This window comes from Nocardioides sp. J9 (assembly GCF_007829375.1).
In the GTDB taxonomy this organism is placed as follows: domain Bacteria; phylum Actinomycetota; class Actinomycetes; order Propionibacteriales; family Nocardioidaceae; genus Nocardioides.
The window spans coordinates 71,348-91,852 of sequence record NZ_VLJQ01000024.1; the positions used below are offsets into that span (position 1 = coordinate 71,348).

21 protein-coding genes are annotated in these 20,505 nt (G+C 74.1%); 4 read left to right on the top strand and 17 right to left on the bottom strand.

What is annotated here, in order from left to right; translation table 11 throughout:
- Positions 1–825 precede the first annotated feature (825 nt).
- Positions 826–2,169, top strand: coding sequence for an AarF/ABC1/UbiB kinase family protein (locus L615_RS02715; protein WP_145724031.1), 1,344 nt, complete (start codon positions 826–828; stop codon positions 2,167–2,169).
- Here the strand turns inward: L615_RS02715 and L615_RS23035 are convergent.
- The 10 genes from L615_RS23035 to L615_RS02765 all read right to left on the bottom strand — a co-directional run bounded on the left by L615_RS23035 (position 2,147) and on the right by L615_RS02765 (position 11,298).
- The gene (locus tag L615_RS23035) at positions 2,147–2,887 is read right to left on the bottom strand and encodes a VOC family protein (RefSeq protein ID WP_028656117.1); all 741 of its coding nucleotides are present in this window, start codon (positions 2,885–2,887) and stop codon (positions 2,147–2,149) included. The genes L615_RS02715 and L615_RS23035 overlap by 23 nt on opposite strands.
- A complete protein-coding gene (locus L615_RS02725) occupies positions 2,884–3,270 on the bottom strand; it encodes a pyridoxamine 5'-phosphate oxidase (protein WP_145724032.1) in 387 nt (128 codons plus the stop codon). Before L615_RS02725 ends, L615_RS23035 begins: the two co-directional genes overlap by 4 nt.
- A gap of 30 nt (positions 3,271–3,300) precedes the next feature.
- On the bottom strand, positions 3,301–4,080 hold the full coding sequence (locus L615_RS02730) for a TSUP family transporter (RefSeq protein ID WP_028656115.1): 780 nt from the start codon (positions 4,078–4,080) through the stop codon (positions 3,301–3,303).
- Between the two features lie 10 nt (positions 4,081–4,090).
- Positions 4,091–4,660: a hypothetical protein gene (locus tag L615_RS02735; protein ID WP_145724033.1), complete on the bottom strand. Its 570-nt coding sequence runs from the start codon at positions 4,658–4,660 to the stop codon at positions 4,091–4,093.
- Between the two features lie 43 nt (positions 4,661–4,703).
- A complete protein-coding gene (locus L615_RS02740) occupies positions 4,704–6,509 on the bottom strand; it encodes an alpha/beta hydrolase (RefSeq protein WP_145724034.1) in 1,806 nt (601 codons plus the stop codon).
- A gap of 1 nt (position 6,510) precedes the next feature.
- Positions 6,511–6,837: a hypothetical protein gene (locus tag L615_RS02745; protein ID WP_145724035.1), complete on the bottom strand. Its 327-nt coding sequence runs from the start codon at positions 6,835–6,837 to the stop codon at positions 6,511–6,513.
- Positions 6,828–7,415 (bottom strand): hypothetical protein, encoded by a 588-nt coding sequence (locus tag L615_RS02750; protein WP_028656111.1) that lies wholly within the window; start codon positions 7,413–7,415, stop codon positions 6,828–6,830. The genes L615_RS02745 and L615_RS02750 overlap by 10 nt, the downstream gene beginning before the upstream one ends.
- Before the next feature lie 73 nt (positions 7,416–7,488).
- Entirely contained in the window at positions 7,489–9,501 is a 2,013-nt protein-coding gene (locus L615_RS02755) for a VWA domain-containing protein (protein ID WP_145724036.1), read from the bottom strand.
- Positions 9,498–9,893, bottom strand: coding sequence for an OsmC family protein (locus L615_RS02760; RefSeq protein ID WP_028656110.1), 396 nt, complete (start codon positions 9,891–9,893; stop codon positions 9,498–9,500). The genes L615_RS02755 and L615_RS02760 overlap by 4 nt, the downstream gene beginning before the upstream one ends.
- Positions 9,886–11,298 carry an AAA family ATPase gene (locus L615_RS02765; protein WP_028656109.1) on the bottom strand — a complete coding sequence of 471 codons (1,413 nt, stop codon included), beginning with the start codon at positions 11,296–11,298 and terminating at the stop codon, positions 9,886–9,888. Before L615_RS02765 ends, L615_RS02760 begins: the two co-directional genes overlap by 8 nt.
- Before the next feature lie 48 nt (positions 11,299–11,346).
- Here L615_RS02765 and L615_RS02770 point away from each other — a divergent pair, with 48 nt between their 5' ends.
- A complete protein-coding gene (locus L615_RS02770; RefSeq protein WP_036518147.1) occupies positions 11,347–12,171 on the top strand; it encodes an adenylate/guanylate cyclase domain-containing protein in 825 nt (274 codons plus the stop codon).
- On the opposite strand, the gene L615_RS02775 is transcribed toward L615_RS02770, so the two are convergent.
- From L615_RS02775 to mshB, 6 genes are all read right to left on the bottom strand, one after another.
- Complete coding sequence (locus tag L615_RS02775) at positions 12,119–13,057, bottom strand: phosphatase PAP2 family protein (RefSeq protein WP_051485882.1); 939 nt, start codon at positions 13,055–13,057, stop codon at positions 12,119–12,121. The genes L615_RS02770 and L615_RS02775 overlap by 53 nt on opposite strands.
- A 134-nt stretch (positions 13,058–13,191) precedes the next feature.
- On the bottom strand, positions 13,192–14,379 hold the full coding sequence (locus tag L615_RS02780) for a lipid-transfer protein (RefSeq protein ID WP_145724037.1): 1,188 nt from the start codon (positions 14,377–14,379) through the stop codon (positions 13,192–13,194).
- Positions 14,376–14,852, bottom strand: coding sequence for a Zn-ribbon domain-containing OB-fold protein (locus tag L615_RS02785; protein WP_145724038.1), 477 nt, complete (start codon positions 14,850–14,852; stop codon positions 14,376–14,378). The genes L615_RS02780 and L615_RS02785 overlap by 4 nt, the downstream gene beginning before the upstream one ends.
- A 68-nt stretch (positions 14,853–14,920) precedes the next feature.
- The gene (locus tag L615_RS02790) at positions 14,921–16,720 is read right to left on the bottom strand and encodes a VanW family protein (protein WP_261376534.1); all 1,800 of its coding nucleotides are present in this window, start codon (positions 16,718–16,720) and stop codon (positions 14,921–14,923) included.
- Positions 16,721–16,736: 16 nt separating this feature from the next.
- Positions 16,737–17,099 carry a DUF6113 family protein gene (locus tag L615_RS02795; protein WP_145724040.1) on the bottom strand — a complete coding sequence of 121 codons (363 nt, stop codon included), beginning with the start codon at positions 17,097–17,099 and terminating at the stop codon, positions 16,737–16,739.
- 16 nt (positions 17,100–17,115) lie between these two features.
- Positions 17,116–18,039 carry an N-acetyl-1-D-myo-inositol-2-amino-2-deoxy-alpha-D-glucopyranoside deacetylase gene (gene mshB / locus L615_RS02800; protein ID WP_145724041.1) on the bottom strand — a complete coding sequence of 308 codons (924 nt, stop codon included), beginning with the start codon at positions 18,037–18,039 and terminating at the stop codon, positions 17,116–17,118.
- Positions 18,040–18,064: 25 nt separating this feature from the next.
- Between mshB and L615_RS02805 the strand changes: the two genes are divergently transcribed.
- Positions 18,065–19,105, top strand: a complete 1,041-nt coding sequence (locus L615_RS02805; protein ID WP_145724042.1) for a hypothetical protein — start codon at positions 18,065–18,067, stop codon at positions 19,103–19,105.
- On the opposite strand, the gene L615_RS02810 is transcribed toward L615_RS02805, so the two are convergent.
- Positions 19,083–19,385 (bottom strand): hypothetical protein, encoded by a 303-nt coding sequence (locus L615_RS02810; RefSeq protein WP_145724043.1) that lies wholly within the window; start codon positions 19,383–19,385, stop codon positions 19,083–19,085. The two genes, L615_RS02805 and L615_RS02810, sit on opposite strands and share 23 nt — an antisense overlap.
- A gap of 62 nt (positions 19,386–19,447) precedes the next feature.
- Here L615_RS02810 and L615_RS02815 point away from each other — a divergent pair, with 62 nt between their 5' ends.
- Positions 19,448–20,488, top strand: coding sequence for a hypothetical protein (locus L615_RS02815; protein WP_145724044.1), 1,041 nt, complete (start codon positions 19,448–19,450; stop codon positions 20,486–20,488).
- The last annotated feature ends 17 nt before the right edge of the window (positions 20,489–20,505 follow it).

Consider the following 20,505-nt stretch of genomic DNA (forward strand, 5'->3'; position numbering starts at 1 on the left):
GCAGCCGCCGCTGAACCCGAACCGGGCACCGGTGACCTGCACCGTGCCGTCGACCGGGGTGTGGAGCCGGAGGCACGGCTTCGTCCCGCCGGGGTAGGGCCCCTGCTCGTCCTCCGGCAGCTCGAGCCGGACCGCCCCGAGGGCGCTCCCGGGTGGGATCGTCAGGGCGCCGAGGACCCGGTCGGTGCCGTCGCCGTAGCCCCGGTGGGAGGACCACAGGCGCACGGTCGCGGAGACGTCGTGGGGCGAGGTGTTGTGGGCGTACAGCTCGACCTCGCGGAGGCGGGCACCGGCCGGTGCGTCGACCATCGCCCACAGCCCGGACCCGCTGCCGCCGACGTGCCGCCTCGCGCTGGGTCCCTCTGGCGAGAAGTCCCACTCCCCACGCAGCGGTAGGTGTAGCCCCGCACGGGCGGGGAGGCGATGCCCGGGGCGGTCACCGGGGTGCGGTGGGCCGGGTGGACGAGCCTGGCCTCGGCGGCGGGTCCGGCCGCAGGTCCGGCGAGAGGTACGGCGACGGGGTTGGCGACGGGGCCGGCAACGGAGCCGGCAGCAGGCTCGTCCGCGGACCGGACCCCGGCGGTGGCAGGGTGGGCGGCGCCGGTCCCCGGTGCGCCACCGGCGAGCAGGGCCCCGAAGCCGAAGAGTCCGCGGCGCGCCGGCCCGGAGGAGACCTCGGTCGGGGAGGCGGGCAGCTCGGTGGTCATCGGAACTCCTTTCGCGGCCTCCGTTCTAGCCACCGCGCCCGCCGCCCGCAGACGTTTCGGTGAACCTTTGCCAAGTTCTGGCGCCCGGCGCCTTGCCGGGCGCTGCCAGACTGGCGGCATGGCCGACCTTCCCCGCAAGGCGGCGGCTCGCACCGCTCGCCTCGCCGCGCTCCCCCTCGGGTACGCCGGCCGCACCGCCGTCGGTTTCGGTCGCCGCCTCGGCGGCGCCCCGGCCGAGGCGGTGATGAGCGAGATCCAGCAGCGCACCGCCGAGCAGCTGTTCCGCACGCTGGGCGAGCTCAAGGGCGGCGCGATGAAGTTCGGCCAGGCGCTGTCGGTGCTGGAGTCGGCGCTGCCGGAGGAGATGGCGGCGCCGTACCGCGAGCACCTGACGAAGCTGCAGGACTCCGCACCGCCGATGCCCACCCAGACCGTGCGCGACATCCTCGCCGAGGACCTCGGCGACGACTGGCGCGACCGCCTGACCTGGCTCGACGGCGCGCCCACCGCAGCGGCGTCGATCGGGCAGGTCCACGAGGGCCGCTGGCACGACGGGCGCCGGGTCGCGGTGAAGGTGCAGTACCCCGACGCCGGCGCGGCGCTGATGGCCGACCTGCGCACCCTGGCCCGCGCCGCCCGCGCGATCGGGCCGCTGGTGCCGGGCGTCGACATGAAGCCGCTGGTCGAGGAGGTCCAGGCGCGGGCGCGCGAGGAGCTCGACTACGAGCTCGAGGCCCAGGCCCAGCGCGAGTTCGCCGCCGCCTTCCGCGACGACCCTCTGATCGTGGTCCCGGACGTGGTCGCGGTCGGGCCACGGGTGCTGGTCACCGAGTGGCTGGACTCGGCCGGCTCGCTGGCGACGGTGATCGCCGACGGCAGCCAGGCCGAGCGCGACCACTACGGCGAGGTGTTCACCCGCTTCCTCTTCTCCGGTCCCGCACGCACCGGGCTGCTGCACGCCGACCCGCACCCCGGGAACTTCCGGGTCATCCCCGAGGCGGACGGCTCGCCGGGCCGGATGGGCGTGCTCGACTACGGCGCCGTGGCCCGGCTCCCCCAGCGCGGCCTGCCCGAGCCGATGGGGCGGCTGATCACGCTCTGCGCGGCCGGTGACGGGGACGGGTTGATCGAGGCGCTGCGCTCGGAGGGCTTCCTCAAGGAGCGGATCCGGATCGAGCCGGAGCTGCTGATGGACTACCTCTCCCCGTTCGTCGAGCCCACCCTCGTCGAGCGGTTCCGGTTCAGCCGGGAGTGGATGCGCGAGCAGTTCCAGCGGATCAACAACCCGAGGGACCCGGCCTACACGGTGAGCATCAAGCTCAACCTGCCACCGTCGTACGTGCTCATCCACCGCACCTGGCTGGGCGGCGTCGGCGTGCTGAGCCAGCTCGAGGCGGAGGCGCCGTTCCGCGCGCTCATGGAGGAGTTCCTCCCGGGGTTCACCCCGGGTCCGCGTCCGTGAGGCAGTAGGTCCGCCCCACGGGGTCGGTGAGCACGGTCCAGTGCGAGTGGACCGCGAGCACCCGCGCCCCGAGGGCGAGGTGGCGCTCGGTCTCCGCCGCACGGTCCGTGGTGCCCCAGTCGAGGTGGGCGCGCAGCGGTCCGTCCTCCTCGTCGAGGCGCTGGAGCAGCAGGCCGAGCGGCTGGCCGTCCGGCGGCAGGAGGAAGCGGAAGTGGGCGGCGATCGAGGACTGGTGCTCGCGCCAGCCGGTCAGCGTGCGCCAGAACGCCAGCTCCGCGTCGTACGACGCCCGCGGGACGTCGATGGCGACCTGGTCGACCCGCGCGGCGGACCCGCCGGGGTGCACCGTCGCGGACGGGCGGACCGAGGCCGGGCTGTCGACGAAGCAGAAGACGAGCCCGCCGGGCGAGGCCAGCACGACGTGGCCGCGGTCGACCAGCTCCACGGCGCCGGCGACCACGGCGGCGTCCGCGGCCGCCCGCGGGTCGGCGACGTGCAGGTCGAGGTGGACGCGGTCCGGTCCGGACTGCAGCCGCTGCACCCGCAGGAAGGCGTCGCCGTCGGGTGGGAGCAGGGTCGCGAACTCCTCGTGCTCCCCGCGCGGCGGCGAGAGGGCGTAGCCGGTGGCGCCCTGCCAGAACCCCACGCCGTGCTGGTGGTGCTCGGGGGCACTGTCGAGGAAGGCGGTGACCCAACGGGGGTGGGACCGCGTGGTCATCCGCCCACCGGTGCGCAGTCGTGGCCGCAGCCGTCGGGCGGCACCGGGCCGTCCGCGTGGGCGGCCGGGCGGTGCAGGACGGCGCCGGTGGCGGTGACCACGACGTCGTCACCGTCGACGCGGGCGGTGCCGTCGACGAGCAGGGTGTAGCCGTGCCGCTCGCGGGGCGGCAGCACGACGGTCACCGCGTCGTTGGCGTCGAGGTTGCGCAGCGTGCCCCGACCGGGGCCTGCGATCCGCAGCGTCCCGTCCTCGCCCGCGACGGGGTCGACGGTCACGACCTTCACCCGCGGCGCGTCACCGGTCGTGGTGGTCAGCAGGTAGCCGCTCTCGAAGTCGGCGAGGGCCCGGTGCAGGTCGGCGGGGTCGACGGGGATGCTCACCCTCCCGAGCCTAGGGAGACTCGGCGCGGCTCACCAGAGGCCGAGCACACCGCCGCCGATCCGGACCACGAAGGCTCCGACCACGACGATGAAGAACGCGCGGACGAAACCGGTGCCGCGGGCCACGGCGGTACGGGCGCCGAGGTGGCCGCCGACGAGGTTGCACGCACCCATCACCAGCCCGACGTCCCACAGGACGGCGCCGGTGGGGATGAACAGGAGCAGCGCGCCGAGGTTGGTGGCGAAGTTGGCGAGCCGCGCCTTCGCGCTGGCCTGGAGGAAGTCGTAGCCCATCAGGCCGACCAGGGCGAAGACGAAGAAGCTGCCGGTGCCGGGACCGAGCACGCCGTCGTACAGGCCGATGGCGAAGCCTACGACCATCGCCGCGGCGAGGTGCCGGTGGCCGGCGAAGCGGAGCTCGGCCTCCTCCCCCAGCCGCGGGCGCAGCACCACGTAGGCGCCGACCACGACGAGCGCGACCAGCACGATCGGCTCGAACGCCTCGCGCGGTATGCGGGACGCCGCGAGCGCGCCGGTGAAGGCCCCGGCGAGCGCGAGCAGCATCAACGGGCCGAACGTGCGGGGGTCCGGACGGATCCGGCGGTAGTAGGTGACCGAGGCGGCTGCGGTGCCGCAGATGGACGCGACCTTGTTGGTGGCCAGCACCTGCACCGGGCTGGCGCCGGGCAGCCCGACCAGCAGGGCCGGCAGCTGAACCAGTCCCCCGCCCCCGACGACGGCGTCGACGAAGCCGGCGGTGAGGGCGGCGAGGGCGAGCAGCGCCAGCACGCCCGGGGCGAGGTCGGACACCGGGCCGACACTACGGGCCGGCCGGGTCGTCCTCCCACGTGACGTCCTCGCGCTCGCGCTCGCCGAACTCCCGGGCGACGTCGTGGCCGGTGTCGACGCAGTCGGGGTTGCCGACGCCCACCTGCACCGCCGCGCCTCCCTCGACCCGCACCTGCACCTGCCCGCGCGTGCCGAGCACGATCGAGGGGTTCCCCGGACGCTCGACGCTCCAGCCCTCCTCCTCGAGCACGCGAGCGGCGGCGTCGACCGCCGGCCCCGCGCCGAGCGGGCTCGGCCCGAAGCGCAGGTGGTCGTCGACCTTCACGCCGTGGTAGGCGAAGGACTCGCCGCAGGCCCGGAACCGGCGGGTGCCGGCCTCGAGCTCGAGGTCCAGCGCGTCCGCGATGGCGCGCACGACACCGTGGGCCGCGTCGACCTCCGCCTCCAGCCCGGCGACCCGGGCCTCCTCGTCGCCGGCACCGCCGCCCCCGCCCCCACCGTCGCCGTCACCGTCGCCGCCGCAACCCGCGACCGCAGCCGCGAGCGCGAGCACGGAGGTGGTCACCCCGAGAAACCGCTTCACCTTCGTGATCGTGCCCATGCCGTCCGTCCTCACTCCTCTGCGCTTCCTGCCCACCTCGTCGTCACCGCCCCGGCCGGAACAGGTCCGGCAGGCCCATCAGGCCCTCGCCGAGGCCCTCCACGGAGTCGCGGACGCCGGTGACGAGGTCCTCGCCCACGCCCCACACCCACTCCCCGCCGCTGGTCAGGCTCGAGCCGACCAGCAGCTCGTCGAGGGCCTGGTAGCCGCCGGGGTGGCGGCCCTCGACCAGGTCCGGGTCGCGGCCGGTGACGATGTCGGTGATGTTGTCGAGCGACTCGTCCTGGAAGTACGACGAGTGGTTGTCCAGCAGGTCCTGCACGCGGTAGGACCCGGCGTCGACCTCGAAGCGGTGCCCGCCGTACGCCGCCTGGGCCGGGTCGTGGCCGAGCGGGCCGGGCAGGGTGCCTGAGGAGCCGAGCAGCGTGATCGGGTCGTGGTCGGCCGAGCCGACCCAGACCTCGGCGCCGGTCAGCGCGTCGGCCGTGCTGGTCGGGGAGCCCGGGCTGCCGAGCAGCACCAGCTGGTCGACCGGTGCGCCGTCGAGCGCGGCGTGCGCCGACGTGGTGGCGCCGTAGCTGTGCCCGACCAGCGAGAGGTGTGCGGGCGCGCCGGCGTCGCTGGCGCGCAGGCCGTCGAGGTAGTCGGCGAGGTCCCGACCGCCCTCCGCCGCCTCGCCGGGCGTCACGACGCTGGCGAGGTCCCAGACCTCCGCGGGCGAGACGCCGTCGATGCTGGGGGCGTCGTAGTCGAGCCAGAAGCCGACGGCGGCCGAGCCCCGGTCGTGGGCCGCGTCGTAGAGGGCGTCGACGTTGTTGATCGTCGAGTCGAGGTTGCCGGTCTCCGACAGCGTGCCGGGCACGTAGACCGACACGTGGTCGGCGTGGTCGGGGTCGCCGAGGAAGAGTGCGACGCCGCCGTCGCCGGTGTGCTCGTCGGGCTGGTACTGGGTCAGCCGCGCCAGGGGTTCGCCGGTCAGCGGGTCGAGCTGCTCCCGGTAGTCGTCGAGGACGTCCTGGACGGCCTCGGCGTTGGCGAGCCGGTCGCGCTCGGCGGCGGTGAGCGGCTCCCCCTTGTCCTGCCGGGCGGTGAGCTCGTCGACGTCGGCGCCGACCGCGGCCCGGTTGGCGGCGTCGCGGGCGTCGGCCGGGACTCCGCCGAGGTTGCCGATGAGGGCGGGGTACGCCGCGACGAGGGCGGCCCGCTCCGCCGCCGTCAGGCTGCGCCACCACGCCGCCACCCTGGCGGGGACCCGCCCTGCGGGCATGCCCGCCAGCACGGCGGCAGGGTCGACCCGTCCCGGGTCGCCGGCGGCACCACGGCCCTCGCGCACGGTGTCGACCGCGGCGAGCGCGGCGACGAGGTCGGCCTCCGCCTCGTCGTACCGCACAGCCCAGTCCGCGATGTCGGCCCGCAACCGCGCGGCGCGCGCCTGCAGCCGCTCGGCGCGGCGCTGGAGCTCGGGGGCGTCGGCCTCGGTCGCTGCCTGGACCGCGATGCGCAGGTCGTCGATCGCCGCGTTGGTCCCGGTGCGGTCGCCGTCGAGCGTCAGCCACCGGGTGTGGAGGGCGACCAGGCGGTCCTCGAAGCGACTGGTCGCCAGCACGGCCTGCTCGAGCGCAGCCTCGGAGGTGTCCAGGCGCCGGGCGAAGCGGGTGAGCGCGTGCTCGGACGCCTCGGCAGCGTCGCCCTGGAAGGCGTCCGCCGAGGCCCGGTAGGCCCAGTCCTGGACGTCGTTGACGTTGACCAGCGCGGCGCGCAGGTCGGTCGCGAGGTCCGCCGCACCGGCAGGCAGCGAGGTCATCACCGGTAGCGGAGGGACCTGGGCCGGGATCGTGACGGTGGCCATCTCACGACTCCTGGATCGGTGCGGCGTGGTAGGTCCACGGCAGCAGCGAGCGGAGCCGCGCGGCCTCCGCCGTGTCGCTGGCGCCGAGGTCTCCGTCGAGGTCGACGAACGCGAGGGCGTTGGCCGAGGCCTGGCGCGACAGCACCGCCACCTCGCCGGACCACACCTCGAGGAAGGTCGCGACGGCCGCGGTGACGGTGGCGGACAGCTTCGCCGGCGCGACGCCGTCGAGGCGGGAGACGCTGCCGGACAGCTGGTCGTGGGCGTCGTCCCAGGCGTCGCGCGCCCGGGACAGGACGCCGGGCGGGACGTCGAGGGTCACAGCCACGACCGCACCTCCTCCCGCACCCTCGCCCGCTCCTCACGCCCCACGGGCAGGACGGGGCCGGCGAGGGTGAGCACGGTCGCGCCGGGGCCGGCCTCGCCCCGCAGCTCCGCGGCGGGCCCCCGGGCGGCCAGGACGGCGACCTCACCGCGGCTCGAGGGCCGCAGCAGCCAGCCGTCGCCCCCCAGCCGGCCGGCGACCGAGCGCAGCACCGCGGTCCCGCGCTCGAGGCCGGTCCCGGGCAACGCCTTCTGCACGACCAGGGCGTGCCCGCCGGGCCGGCCGCGCCAGGCGACGGAGGGCGGGTCGTCCGCGCCGGCCGCAGCGACGACCGGGGCGATCGCGCGCCAGGCGTCGGCGAGCGCGCGAGCCACCTCGTCGAGCACCGGGCCGGGGATGCCGCGAGCCCCGGCGGCCCTGTCGGCCCCGTCGCCCCGGTCGCCCCCGGCGGCCCCGGCGGCGCCCGGTGGCGGGAGCAGGACGAGGTCGACGTCGGGGTGCCGCTGCCGCACCGCCGACCAGAAGGGGTCGTCGTCGACCGCACGGGGGTCGACCCGTCGAAGGAGCCCGAGACCGTCCATGGGTGCTGGCTGCCCGCGTGGCGTGGGCCACAAACCCGGGCTGCGGGTCGTCCACAGCCACCGGGGCCGGGCGTCAGCCCACCCAGAACCCCCGGGAGCCGAACCAGTCGCCGTAGCTGCCCGGTCCGCCCGTCCCCGGCTGGCCGCCGCGGCGCGAGCCCAGGTAGGACCCGACGACCGCGGCGCCGAGGTCGCCCGCCTCCGGCGCGATCACCGAACCGTCGACGCGACGCGCCATGGACTCGATGAAGCGGGCCAGGCCGGGGTCCTCTCCGAGCCGGAAGAAGGTCGTGTGCGCGCCGAGACGCCGGGCGTTGTCGAGCTCGCGGACGGCGAGGGCGATGGTCAGCGGGTGCGGCGGGTAGTTGAAGTAGACCTCGCCGCTCGACTCCAGGTGCGACGTCGGCTCGCCGTCGGTGACGATCAGCAGCACCGGCTGCGCGTTCGGGTGCTTGCGGAAGTGCCGGTTGGCGAGCAGCAGCGCGTGGTGGAGGTTCGTCCCCTTGGCCCAGCGCGCGTCGAGAGCGGTCAGCTCCTCGATCCGCATGGTCTGCGCGTGCCGGCCGAAGCCGATCAGCTCGAGGCTGTCGCCACGGAAGCGGGTCCCGATGAGTGTGTGCAGGGCGAGCGCCGTCTGCTTCATCGGCACCCAGCGGCCGTCCATCGCCATCGAGAAGGAGGTGTCGACGCACAGCGCGACCGCGGCCTGGGTGCGGGCCTCGGTCTCGGCCACCTCGACGTCGTCGATGGACAGCAGGGGCCCGCCGGGCTCACCGGCACGGCGCAGCACCCCGTTGAGCATGGTCCGCGGCAGGTCCCAGGGCTCGGTGTCGCCGAACGCCCAGGGCCGGGTGGCGCCGGACAGGTCGCCGGCGGCCCCGGCCTGGCGCAGGTCGCGTTGCCCCTGGCGGCCCGACATCTTCTCGGCGACGTCGCGCAGCAGCGCCCTGCCGAGCTGGCGCATCGCCTTGGGGGTCAGCCGCAGCTCGCCGTCGAAGCCGCGCTCCATCGCGCCGGACTCGCGCAGGGCCTTCTCCAGCTCCTGCAGCTTGCGGGCGTCGACCGCGGCCTCGTTGCCGAGCTGCCGGGCGAGCTTGTCGAGGTCGACGTCGTCGAGCCGCGCCCCGCCGTACGACTGGGAGAGCTGGTCGGCGAGCGCGTCGAGGTCGGCGAGGTCCTGCAGCACGCCGGTCCCGTCGCCCAGACCCAGGCCCTGCTCGCCCTCGCCGAACTGCTCCGAGCCGGTCCAGTCCTCCCCGGGCCGCAGGGACTGCAGGTTGGCGTCGAGCCGGCCGAGCTGCTCCATCAGCGCGGGCGATCCGAAGGCCTGGGCGGAGAGCTCCATGAGCTCGCGACGCTGCTCCTCGGTCATCGAGTTGAGCATCCGCTGGGCAGCGGCGGCGCGCTGCGCCATGGCGTCGATCAGCTCGTCGACGTCCTGGGGGTTCTCCGGGAAGTGCTGCCCGTGCTTGTCCATGAACTCCTGGAAGTCCTCGGGGGTGTCCTCCCCGCGGGCGTGCTTCTCGAGGAGCTCGTTGAGGTCGGCGAGCATCTCGCTGATCGCCTGCCGATCGGCGTCCGTGGCGTTCTCGAGCGCCTGCTTCATGCCGGCGAAGCGCTGGTCGAGCAGCTCGCGGCCGAGCAGGTCCTTGATCTGCTCGTAGGCCTCGCGCGCCTCGCGCGACTGCCAGTCGTAGTCGCCCAGCTCGGTGACCGCCGCCGCCGGAGAGTCGGGCAGGTTCTGCATCCGCATCTCGCGGAAGGCGCGGTCGGCGTCGTCCATCATCGCGTCGCGGGCCAGCTGCTTGCGCTCCTCGAGGACGGCCTTCTCGAGCAGCTCGCGGACCTCGGCGAGGGTGCCGTCGAGGTTGTGCCGCTGCAGCAGCTCGCGCCGCCGCTCGGCGACCCGGCGGGCGAGGTCGTCGAGGCCGGCCTGGTCCTGGCCCCCGCGGCGCAGGAACTCGCGCATCGCCCGCTCCGGGCTGTAGCCGGCCATGACGTCCTGGCCGATGGCGTCGAGCGCCTCGGCGATGTCGACCGGCGGGGCGAGCGGGTCGCCGCCGTCGTACCTGCGGTAGCGGCTCATGGCTCGACCCTCCTCACGGCGGCGCCGGCGCGCAGCGCACGGGGGACCTCGGCGACCTCGTCGACGACCGCCAGCAGCTGGTCCACTGCCTCCGCCGATGCCTCGGAGTCGACGACGACGGAGTAGCTGATGCCGGTCGAGGCCCACGCCTGGTCGAAGCCGCCGTCGGCACTCACCGCGACCCCCTCCACGGGGATCCCCAGCTCCCGTGCCTCGCGGTGGACGTCGTTGAGCACGCACAGGGCCACCGAGAGGTGGAGGGCCTGTGCCCCGTTGGTCACCGGCCCGGCGAGCACGCCCTCGGGCGACCAGGCGTGCGGGAGCTCCACCCCGGGGCCCTCCCCGCGGAGGGTGCCCGAGGCCGCGCGGACCCCGAACGCAGCGTCAGCCATAGACCGTCTCGGAACCGTCGCTGTCCTTGCCGATGCGGCGGGCGAGGTACAGGCCCTCGAGGGCCAGCTCGATCGCTGCGGCACGCTCGCCGTCGTTGCGGCCGCCGCCGGGGCCGTTGACCCGCTCGCAGGCGGCGTCGTAGAGGTCGGACTCGCCCAGCACCGGCAGGCCCGCGAGGACGTCGCGAGCGGTCACGGAGGCACCGGTGGTGATCGTGGCGCCGTCCTCGACGGCGGCGACGAGGAGGGCGAAGTCGAGGCCGCGGAACTTCTCGCGCACCACCTCGGCGGTCGCGGTGCGGAGCAGGTGGGTGAGGATCTCGGCCTCGCGGCCCTCCTCGCCGGACTCGAACTCGATCTTGCCGCCGAGCACGTCGACGGCCGTCTCGAGGTCGACGACGCGGGCCACCGCCCGCTCCTCCCCGTGGATCGTCGCCCGGCGGAGCGCGGCCGCGGCGATCGTCTCGGCGCCGGCGATCGCGAACCGGGCGGACACGCCGGAGCGCTGGTCGACGGCGCTGGACTCGCGCAGGTTGCGGGTGAACCGGGCGAGGACCTCGACCAGGAAGTCCGGCACGTCCACGTGCTCGGGCAGCAGGTCGGCCTCCTGCCGGACCACCGCGACCTCGGCCTCGAGGGCCCGCGGGTAGTGGGTGCGGATCTCGGCGCCGAAGCGGTCCTTGAGCGGGGTGATGATCCGGCCGCGGTTCGTGTAGTCCTCGGGGTTGGCGGAGGCGACGACGAAGACGTCGAGCGGCAGGCGCAGGACGTAGCCGCGGATCTGGATGTCGCGCTCCTCCATCACGTTGAGCATCGCGACCTGGATCCGCTCGGCGAGGTCAGGGAGCTCGTTGATGGCGACGATGCCGCGGTGCGAGCGCGGGACGAGCCCGAAGTGGATGGTCTCCGGGTCGCCGAGCGAGCGGCCTTCGGCGACCTTCATCGGGTCGACGTCACCGATCAGGTCGGCGACCGAGGTGTCCGGCGTCGCCAGCTTCTCGGCGTACCGCTCGTCGCGGTGGCGCCACGCCACCGGGAGGTCGTCGCCGAGCTCGGCCGCGCGGCGCCGCGAGGCCACCGTGATCGGCTCGTAGGGGTGCTCGCCGAGCTCGGAGCCGTCGATGACGGGGGTCCACTCGTCGAGGAGGCCGACCAGGGTGCGCAGCAGCCGGGTCTTGCCCTGGCCGCGCTCGCCGAGCAGGACGACGTCGTGGCCGGCGATGATCGCGCGCTCGAGCTGGGGGATGACGGTGTCCTCGAGGCCGTGCAGGCCCGGCCACGGGTCCTCGCCACGGGCGAGCAGGTCGAGGAGGTTGGTGCGGAGCTCGGCCCGCAGCGACTTCTGCTGGTGGCCGGAGGCGCGCAGGGCGCCGAGGGTGGAGATGCCAGGAGCGGACGTGGTCACCGTCTCACGCTACTGCGGACGCACAACGGCCGTCGCTAGTCTTCGCTCGTGGCGATCGTCCTGGGGGTGCTCTGCCTGCTGCTCGTCGGCGTGGTCGTCGCCTTCGCCCGCGACCGCGGGCGCCTGCAGCGGCAGCTGGCCGACGCCCGGGCCCACATCGGCCAGCTCGAGGCCGACCTCGACGCGGCGCTCCGGCCGCCCCCGCCGTCCACGTCGGCCGACCGCGCCGTGCGTCGGGTCATCCGGGCCGCGAGCCGGGTGCGTGAGCGCGGGATCACCGGGCTGGTGCAGAGCACCATCGAGGACCTGCAGACCTGGGCGAGCGACGACGAGCGCGCCGACATCGTCAACATGGCCGCCTCCGACGGCACGGTCACCTTGTTCTTCTCCGACATCGAGGACTCGACCCGCCTCAACGACCGGCTCGGCGACGGCACGTTCGTGAAGGTGCTGGCCGCGCACGACCGGGTGCTGCGCGCCCAGATCGAGAAGTACCGCGGGCAGGTGGTCAAGACCGCCGGGGACGGTTTCATGGTGGCCTTCCGCGACGCAGAGGCGGCGTGCCGTGCGGCGCTGGGGATCCAGCGCGACCTGCGGCGCGACGTCACCCTGCGCCGGCACGGTCCGATCCTGGTCCGGATCGGCATCCACACCGGGCAGGTGGTCGCCCGCGACGGTGACTACTTCGGGCGCAACGTCGCGATGGCGGCCCGGGTCGCCGACCTCGCGCACGGTGGCGAGGTGCTCGCCAGCGACGCGGTCCGCGACGCCCTGGACGAGGACGCCGCGGTGGAGCTGGCCGAGCGGGAGCCCGTCGAGCTCAAGGGCCTGGCTGGCGAGCACGTGGTCTGGGAGGTCCTCCCGCCGCAGTGAGCCGCGACTCCTCCCGGACGTGGTCCCCGACCGGGGCCGCGGCCGCGGAGGCCGTGGCCGCGGAGGCCGTGGTCGCGGGCCGGTCGCCGGTGGGAGGTACGACGGGAGCGGGTTCGGGCGCCCGACGGTCGCGGGAGCGTCGTACGACCCGACCGACGAGCTCCACCACCAGGTAGGCGGTGACCACGCAGGCGCCCCCGGCGACGACGTCGAGGACGAAGTGGTTGGCGGTGGCGAGGACGGCGAACACCTGCAGGGTCGGGTACGCGACCGCCGCGACCCGCCACCAGGTGCGGCCCAGCCCCCACATCTGCACCGCGCACCACAGCGACCAGCCGAAGTGCAGCGAGGGCATCGCGGCGAACTGGTTCGTGGCGTCGCCCAGGCCGCGCGGGGCCGAGGCGGCACTCCCCCACCAGCCGTACTCGGAGAAGTGCGCCATCACGTCGACGGTGCCGAGCTCGGGCATCAGCCGCGGGGGTGCGGTCGGCAGCAGGGCGTAGCCGACGAGCGCGATCGCCGAGGCGAGCACGAGCGCCCAGTAGCCGCGCCAGTAGTGCCAGCCCCCGTGGCGCCGGGACACGAGGAGCACCAGTGGGGTCATCGCGTAGTGCATGAGGGCGTAGAAGTAGCAGGTCGCCACGGCGAGGGCCGGCAGGCCGAGGATCCACTCGTTGAGCGGGAGCTCGACCAGCGAGAAGAGGTCACCCTCGATCCGCAGGACCCCGCGGGCGTGGCCGAACGCGGCGGCCGGGTCGTCGCCCCACACCGCGCGGATCGCGTTGTAGGCGGTGAAGAGAGCCACCAGCACGCCCATCTCGACCAGCCAGGACCAGCCGCCGCCCAGGGGCAGCGGACGACGCGCAGTGGTGCGACTGGTCGTCACAGTGACCTCCTGCCCGGTGCGCCGGGAGCGGGTTCGTGCTCCCGCAAGTTACCCGGACCCCCGGCTGGGATCGACGGATTTCTGGTGCGCGCGGACCAGCGGCGAGCCCCTCACGACCCTGCTCGCAGGCTCCGTCAGACGGCCAGCAGGACCGAGGAACCGTGGCCGAAGAGGCCCTGGTTGGCGGTGATGCCGACCTTTGCACCCTCGACCTGCCGACCGGTCGCCTGGCCGCGCAGCTGCCAGGTGAGCTCGCAGACCTGCGCGATCGCCTGGGCCGGGACGGCCTCGCCGAAGCACGCCAGCCCACCCGACGGGTTGACCGGGATCCGGCCACCGATCGTGGTGTCGCCGGAACGGAGCAGGACCTCGGCCTCGCCCCGCTTGCACAGCTGCAGGTCCTCGATCCAGTCCAGCTCGAGGGCGGTGGAAAGGTCGTAGACCTCGGCGACGTCGACGTCCTCGGGGCCGATGCCGGCCTCCTCGTACGCCGCCTGCCCGATCGCCTCCTTGAAGGTGCGCTCCGGGGCGCCGACCGCAGCGGACGAGTCGGTCGCGAGCAGCGGCATGTCGATGACGGTGTTCGGGAAGGTCGGGGTCACCGTCGAGACGGCGGCGACGCGGACCGGGTTGGCGATGCCGTGCTTGCGGGCGTACTCCGTGCTGCACAGCACCACCGCGGCGGCGCCGTCGGAGGTCGCGCAGATGTCGAGCAGGTGCAGCGGGTCGGAGACCACCGCGGAGGACAGCACGTCCTGGACGCTGACCTCCTTGCGGTAGCGCGCGTTCGGGTTGGCCAGGCCGTGGCGGGCGTTCTTGACCTTGACCTGCGCGAAGTCCTCGCTGGTCGCGCCGTAGAGGTCCATGCGCCGGCGGGCGTAGAGGGCGAAGTAGGCAGGGTTGGTCATGCCCAGCAGCCGGAAGCGCAGCCAGTCGGGGTCGTTCCAGCGCTCACCCGCGTTGGGGGCGAGGAAGCCCTTGGGCGTGGTGTCGGCACCGACGACGAGGGCGACCTCGCACAGGCCGGCGAGGATGCGTGCCCGGGCCGTGTCGATGGCCTGGGCACCCGTGGCGCAGGCGGCGTACGACGTCGCGATCCGCGCGCCGTTCCACCCGAGTGCCTGGGCGAAGGTCGACCCGGCGACGTAGCCGGCGTAGCCGTTGCGGACCGTCTCCCCGCCCACGACGAGGTCGACGTCGGTCCACGGGATGCCGGCGTCGGCCAGCGCGGCCCGGGCCGCGTGCACGCCGTACTCGGTGAAGTTGCGGCCCCACTTGCCCCAGGGGTGCATGCCGACCCCGGCGATCGCGACCCCGCTCATCGGGCCTCCTCCGTCGTGTCGGTGACCGGCTTCCACCGGTAGATCGTGCGCTCGCCGGTCTCGTCGACGTGGAGGACCTCCACGACCAGCTCGACCTCGCCGCCCACCTCCAGGTCGTCGACGCCGAAGCCGTCGGCGACCTGGCCGAGCACGACGATGCCCTCGGGCAGCTCGACCGCGGCCAGCGCGAAGGGCACGTAGGGGTCCATGGCCGGCACGTACGGCGCCGGCGGCTGGTAGCGGGCGTCGGTGTAGGACCACACCGCGCCGCGCCGGGACAGCTCGACGCTCTCGTGCTGGTCGCCGTCGCAGTACGGGTTGCGGCAGAAGGCGCCCGCAGCGCCCTCCTCGGCGACGGGCACCGGCGGGAAGACGAGGTTGCTGCAGGCGGTGCAGCGCGACGCCAGCAGGCGCGGCTCGTCACCGGTGGTGAACCAGCCCTCGATGACGGGGGTGGCGGACGTGGTGGTCACGCTGGAGGCCTCCTGAACTAGAACGCGTTCTACATCCTAGCAAGGTGACCGCCCGCGCGATGCCGGGCTCAGCCCTCGTCCGGGTCCTCCGGCGGCGGCGGACCGGGCTTCTTGCAGACCACGGTGTCCGAGGGTGTGTAGACGGTGTGGAACTTCTCGGTGTGGTCGACGGCCGACTCGCCGTGCTTGCGGAAGATCCGGGTGACGTCGACCTGGAACCCGGACCAGCCGGAGTGCGGCTCGCAGTCGGGCGTGTTCAGCGTGCGGGTCGCCGGCGGTGTGTAGCCGTAGCGGTCCGAGGTCGTGGACTCGATGTCCCACACCTTGGTGGACCACATCTGCACGGTGACCTTGCCCGCGCGGGAGTAGCTGCTCGGCTCGACCCAGGCGTGGATGAGCACGCCGTGGTCGGTGTCGTTCTGGAAGCGCAGGTCGACCGTCGGCCACGCCACGGTCGCCTCGCGGCCGACCGGGTAGCGGTCGATGTAGAACGAGTGCGGCTTGTGCTCGATGTCCTTGAGGCCGGCGAAGAACATGGCGTTGAAGAGCGTGGTCGCCATCTGCGAGACGCCGCCGCCGAGGTCCTTGCGCAGGATGCCGTTGCTGATGATGTAGCCGGACGTGAAGCCGTTCTCGACGGTGCGCTCGCCGACGGTCTCGTTGAGGGAGAAGGTCTCCCCCGGCTTGAGCACGGTGCCGTCGATGATCTCGGCGGCACGGCCGATGTTGACGTTGCGGTAGTCCGCGTGGGGGTACGTCGTGGAGAACTCCGAGACCTTCTCCACGATCTTGAGGTCGCGGGCGTCCTTCGTGGTGAACTCGGCCTCGGTGACCTCGGCCTCGACCTCGCCGCTGCGCGAGCCCTTCGCGGCGGTGAGCAGGCCGGTGAACACCTCGACCACGTCGGCCGGGTCGAACTCGACGCCGGGCTTGGCGGGCACGACGCGGGGCTTGTTGCGCACGAGCCGGACCGTGGCGTCCACGGGCTTGCCGTCGGAGGTGGCCGCCTCGACCAGCTTCAGCAGCTTCTTCTCGTCGACGACGGGGGCCAGCTCGCCGTCGCGGGGCGCCATCGAGAGCACGCGGGCGAAGCGCCTGGGAGCCAGGCGCACCTCGTTCTCACCGAAGACCAGCGTGACCGGCCCGGACATCGCCGGCTCGGCGAAGTCCTCGACGGCCTCGGCCACCTGCTCGGCGCCGATCTCGGGCTGGGCGGTGGTGACCGCGAGGTCGACCGCGTCCTCGCCCTCGAGGAAGGCGTCGGTGATCGCGTCCCGCGCGGCGGCGGCATCGATCGCCTCACCCGGGACCGGGTCGACCGTCTCGACGCCGTCGGCGGTGAACAGGACCTGACCGTCCTTCGGCGGGGTGCCCAGGCCACGGGCGGCCTCGGTCAGGCGCTCCTCGAAGAGCTCCTCGTCGAGGGTGACCACGGCGTCGAGGTCGTCGCCGCCGGTGAAGTAGTCCCACTGCCGGCCGGGGCTCCAGCTGTCCTCGGCCCCGGCCTCGTCGAGGGAGGCGTCGTAGTCGACGGCCAGCCCGACGTCGGCGGGCTTGATCCGCGCGCGGGCCCGGTCCCCGTTGTTGCCCTCGCCGGGCAGCCGGTGCTCGACCGTGATCGCGATGGGGTCGTCGGCGCGCGGCCCGAAGGCCTCCTCGAGCTTCTCTCGCGCAGCCGCGCGGGTCAGCCCGCCGACGTCGACGCCGGAGATCGTCGTGCCGGGCGGCACCTTGTCGCCGGCCACCGCGTGGGCTGCGGCGTAGCCGCCGCCGACCAGCAGGAGGAGCACGACCACGACCACCACGACGGCCCTGCCGCCGGGGCGCTCGCGCTTGGCGTCGGCGTCCTTCGCCACGTCATCCCACATTCCCACGGGCGCCATCCTAGGGAGCCGTCTCCGCTCCCCCTGAATCGTGGACCTGGCGGGGGCGGCGGAAGAAGCCGGCGACACCGCCCGCCAGGACGACCGTCCCGGACAGCAGGAGGGTGTAGCCGCGGCCGTCCGCGGCGATCAGGTAGTCGCCCTCGGCGCGCTCCGCGCTCGCCACCGCGAGCACGACGAGCCACCCCGCGGCGAAGGCCGGGCGCCCCCACCAGCCCGGCACAGCGGCGACCAGCACGGCGGCAGTGGTGGCGAGGCCGAGCAGCAGCCCCCAGGGGTAGCGGTGCAGGAGGACGGCACAGGTGCCGACCGCCGCGCCGGCGAGCAGCCACAGCACGGCGAGCAGCACCCGCTGCAGGACCACCACGGCGTCGTACCGCTCAGGCAGGGATGCCGGCGAAGAGGTCGGTCTCCCAGCCGTTGTCCCCGTCGGTGTCGCCGGGGACGCCCTTGACCAGGCAGTACTGCTCGCGACCGAAGGCCTGCGCGCCCTGGTTGTTGGAGAGCGCGAAGAACGGCCCGTCGGTGGTGATCTGGGTGGCGTGCGCGCGCAGCGCGGCGAGCTTGCGCTCGACGAAGTCGGAGGCGTCGACCTCGCAGGTGATGTCCTCGTCGCGACGGAAGATCGGCGGCAGGTCCCCCTCGGGGTCCATGCCCTCGAACGTCGTCGTGTCACCCTCGGCGCGCAGGCGGCGCAGCCCCTCGCGGACCCGGCTCTCCGACATCGCGCCCCAGTAGATCTTGGCGATGTCCCAGGCCTCCCCCAGGTCGCGGCGGTACGGCGGCGCGGCAGCCAGCTGCGCGGCGTACATCGCGACGCGGTGGGCCTGGATGTGGTCGGGGTGGCCGTAGCCGCCGAACTCGTCGTAGGTGACCAGCACCTGCGGCCGCACCTCGCGGATCACGGAGACCAGGTGGGTCGCGGCCGCGGTGAGGTCGGCGTTCCAGAAGGCGTTCTCGTGCACGTCGTCGGCGGCGACGGCGTGGCCGTCCTCGTGCCACTTCATGCCGGAGTCGCGGTAGGTGCCGAAGCCGCCGAGGAAGCGGTGGTCGGTCACGCCGAGCTCGGCCATCGCGGCCGCGAGCTCGCCCCTGCGGTGCTCGCCGAGGCGGTCCTCCCGGTCAGCGGCGAGGTGCTCGAGCTCCGGGACGAGGATCTCGCCCATCTCCCCCGCCGTGCAGGTCACGAGCGTCACGCCGCGACCCTCGGCGACGTACTTCGCCATCGTCGCGCCCTGCCCGATCGACTCGTCGTCCGGGTGGGCGTGGACGAGCAGCAACCGGTGTGCCGGGGTGTCGGTCATGCACCCGAGGGTAATGATGGGCGCCATGACGGACTCGCCCGGGCGGATCACGGGGACCGCCGCCGCGCTCACCCTGCTCGCCTCCGCGCTCACCGGCTGCGGGCTGCTCGCCGGGAGCTCCGACCTCGAGGACGCGCTGGAGTACCTGCCCGGCGACAGCACGACGGTCGCCTTCGTGCACCGCGCCGCCGTCGCCGAGCGCGTCGGGCTCGAGGACCTCTCCACCCCGGCGTCGGAGGAGGAGATGGACCAGTGGGTGCAGTCGCAGCTCGAGGAGGGCTACGGCACCGAGCTCGCGAACTGGGTGCAGGTCATGCAGGACGCCGCCTTCAGCGACCTCGACGTGGTGTGGGAGGCGGTGGGCAGCCACCCCGACCGCGCGCCGGTGCGGGTCTGGAAGCTGGACGACGGGATCGACGTCGACGAGGTCGCCGACGACCTGGAGGACGCGGGCTACGAGCGGGGCGAGGACGGCGACGTGCTGACCTTCGAGATCACCCTCGACCAGGCCGAGGGCAGCCTGTACGGCGACCGGTACCCGGCTGTCCTGCAGCGGCTCGCGCTGGTGCCGGACGAGCGGCTGGTGCTCTCCGGCGACGTCGAGCTCGCGATCGACGTCGCGGAGGACGACGTGGACTCGCTCTCGGACGAGGGCAGCCTCGACGACCTCCTCGACCACGCCGCCGACCTCGACGAGCTGGAGTACGCCGGGTTGCAGCTCGACCCCGCCTGCGGGCCCGCCGGCGGGCAGGTGAGCCCCGAGGTGCTCGAGCGGGAGTACGACGGCCTCGCACACCCGGACGCCGGGCTGGCGCTGTTCTCCGCCCCGGACGAGCTGCTGGCGGTGCGGTCCTTCGACGACGAGGACACCGCGGCGGGCGACGCCGAGGGACTGGAGACCTGGCTGGCCGAGCGTGCGCCGGCGACCGGGTTCGAGGCCGACCTCGACGTCCGCGCCGACGGCAGCACGGTGCTCGCCGAGGGCTCGTTCGACGACGACCGGCGGATCCTCGCGACGGCCTGGGTCCAGCGCGGCGGACCGTTCAGCTGCCCTCCGGCCTCTTGATCCGGCGCGGCTGGTCGGGCAGTGGCAGCACGAGCGGGGGTGCCTGCGGCGACTCGCCCGCAGCAGGCTCGGGGTCGTCGTAGTCCAGCCATCCGTCGTACATCTCGACGAGCATGTCCAGCTGGATCTCCGGCGCGTCGGTGAGCACCGCCCACGGGTGGTCCTCGTCGTCGTCCTCGCCGGCGAGCCGCTCCCGCACGACCTCGGCGGCGTAGCCGCCCCGCACCAGCGTCTCGGCGGCCTGCCGCGCGTGCTCCTCGTCGAAGAAGATGCCCCTCACGCCTCCCATGATGGCGCAGGCGCCGTCGCCGGGACTTCGGTGGCGGGGCTACCGTGGCCGCCGTGGCCGGACTGCACCTGACCCGAACCGCCGAGAACATCGACGAGATCGACGCACTCGCCGCTGCCCTCGCCGCCGACGGCGGCGGCCGGGTCGGCATCACCGGGATGGTGCCCGACCTGCCCGGCCGGCTCCGGCGGACCTTCGCCCCGACCCCGCGGCTGCTCGGCCGCAAGGTGGTGCGCGCCTACACCTGGGACGCCCACGACCGTCGCGACCCGGCCTGGTACCCGCAGGGCATCACCACGTCGGTCGGCACCGGCTTCCGCGAGCAGCACGGCCACGACGTGCTCGCGACCTCGTGGTACTCCAAGCAGGGCGCCGGCTCGCGGATCAGCATCGTCGACGTCGAGCACCGCCGCTACGCGCACGTGCTGCTGGTGACGCCGACCGTCGAGGACGGCGTGCCGGGGCTGCGCCCGCTCAAGGTGCACGCGGGCGGCATCGTGTGGCACGGCGACTACCTGCACGTCGGCGCGACCGGCAAGGGCCTCTTCACCTGCCGGATGGACGACATCCTGCGGGTGCCCGCCGGGTCGTCGTACGAGACGTGGGGACACCGCTACGTGCTGCCGGTCCGCTTCGCCTACCAGGGTCAGGCCGACGAGGGCATGACCCGGCTGCGCTTCTCGTTCTTCACCGTCGACCACAGCGCCAGCACCCCGTCCCTGCTCGTCGGCGAGTACGGCTCGACGAAGCAGACCCGTCGGTTCGCGCGCTTCCCGCTGGACCCCGAGACCCGGCTGCTGCTGGCCGACGTCGAGGGCCGGTCGCTGCCCGACGTCGACGACCGCGGCCAGACCCGGATGCAGGGCGTGTCCGTCGTCGACGGCACCTACTACGCCACCGCGTCACGCACCCCGCTCTTCCCCGGCTCGATGTACGTCGGCACGCCGGGCGAGTTCCGCGAGGTGCGGTGGGCCACCCCGATCGGTCCCGAGGACCTCGTCTGGTGGCCGGACACGGGCTGCCTGTGGTCGGTCACCGAGCACCCGCACCGCCGCTGGGTGTTCGCGATGCGGCGCTCCGAGCTGCGCCGCTGAGGCCGGCTGCCGCGCGT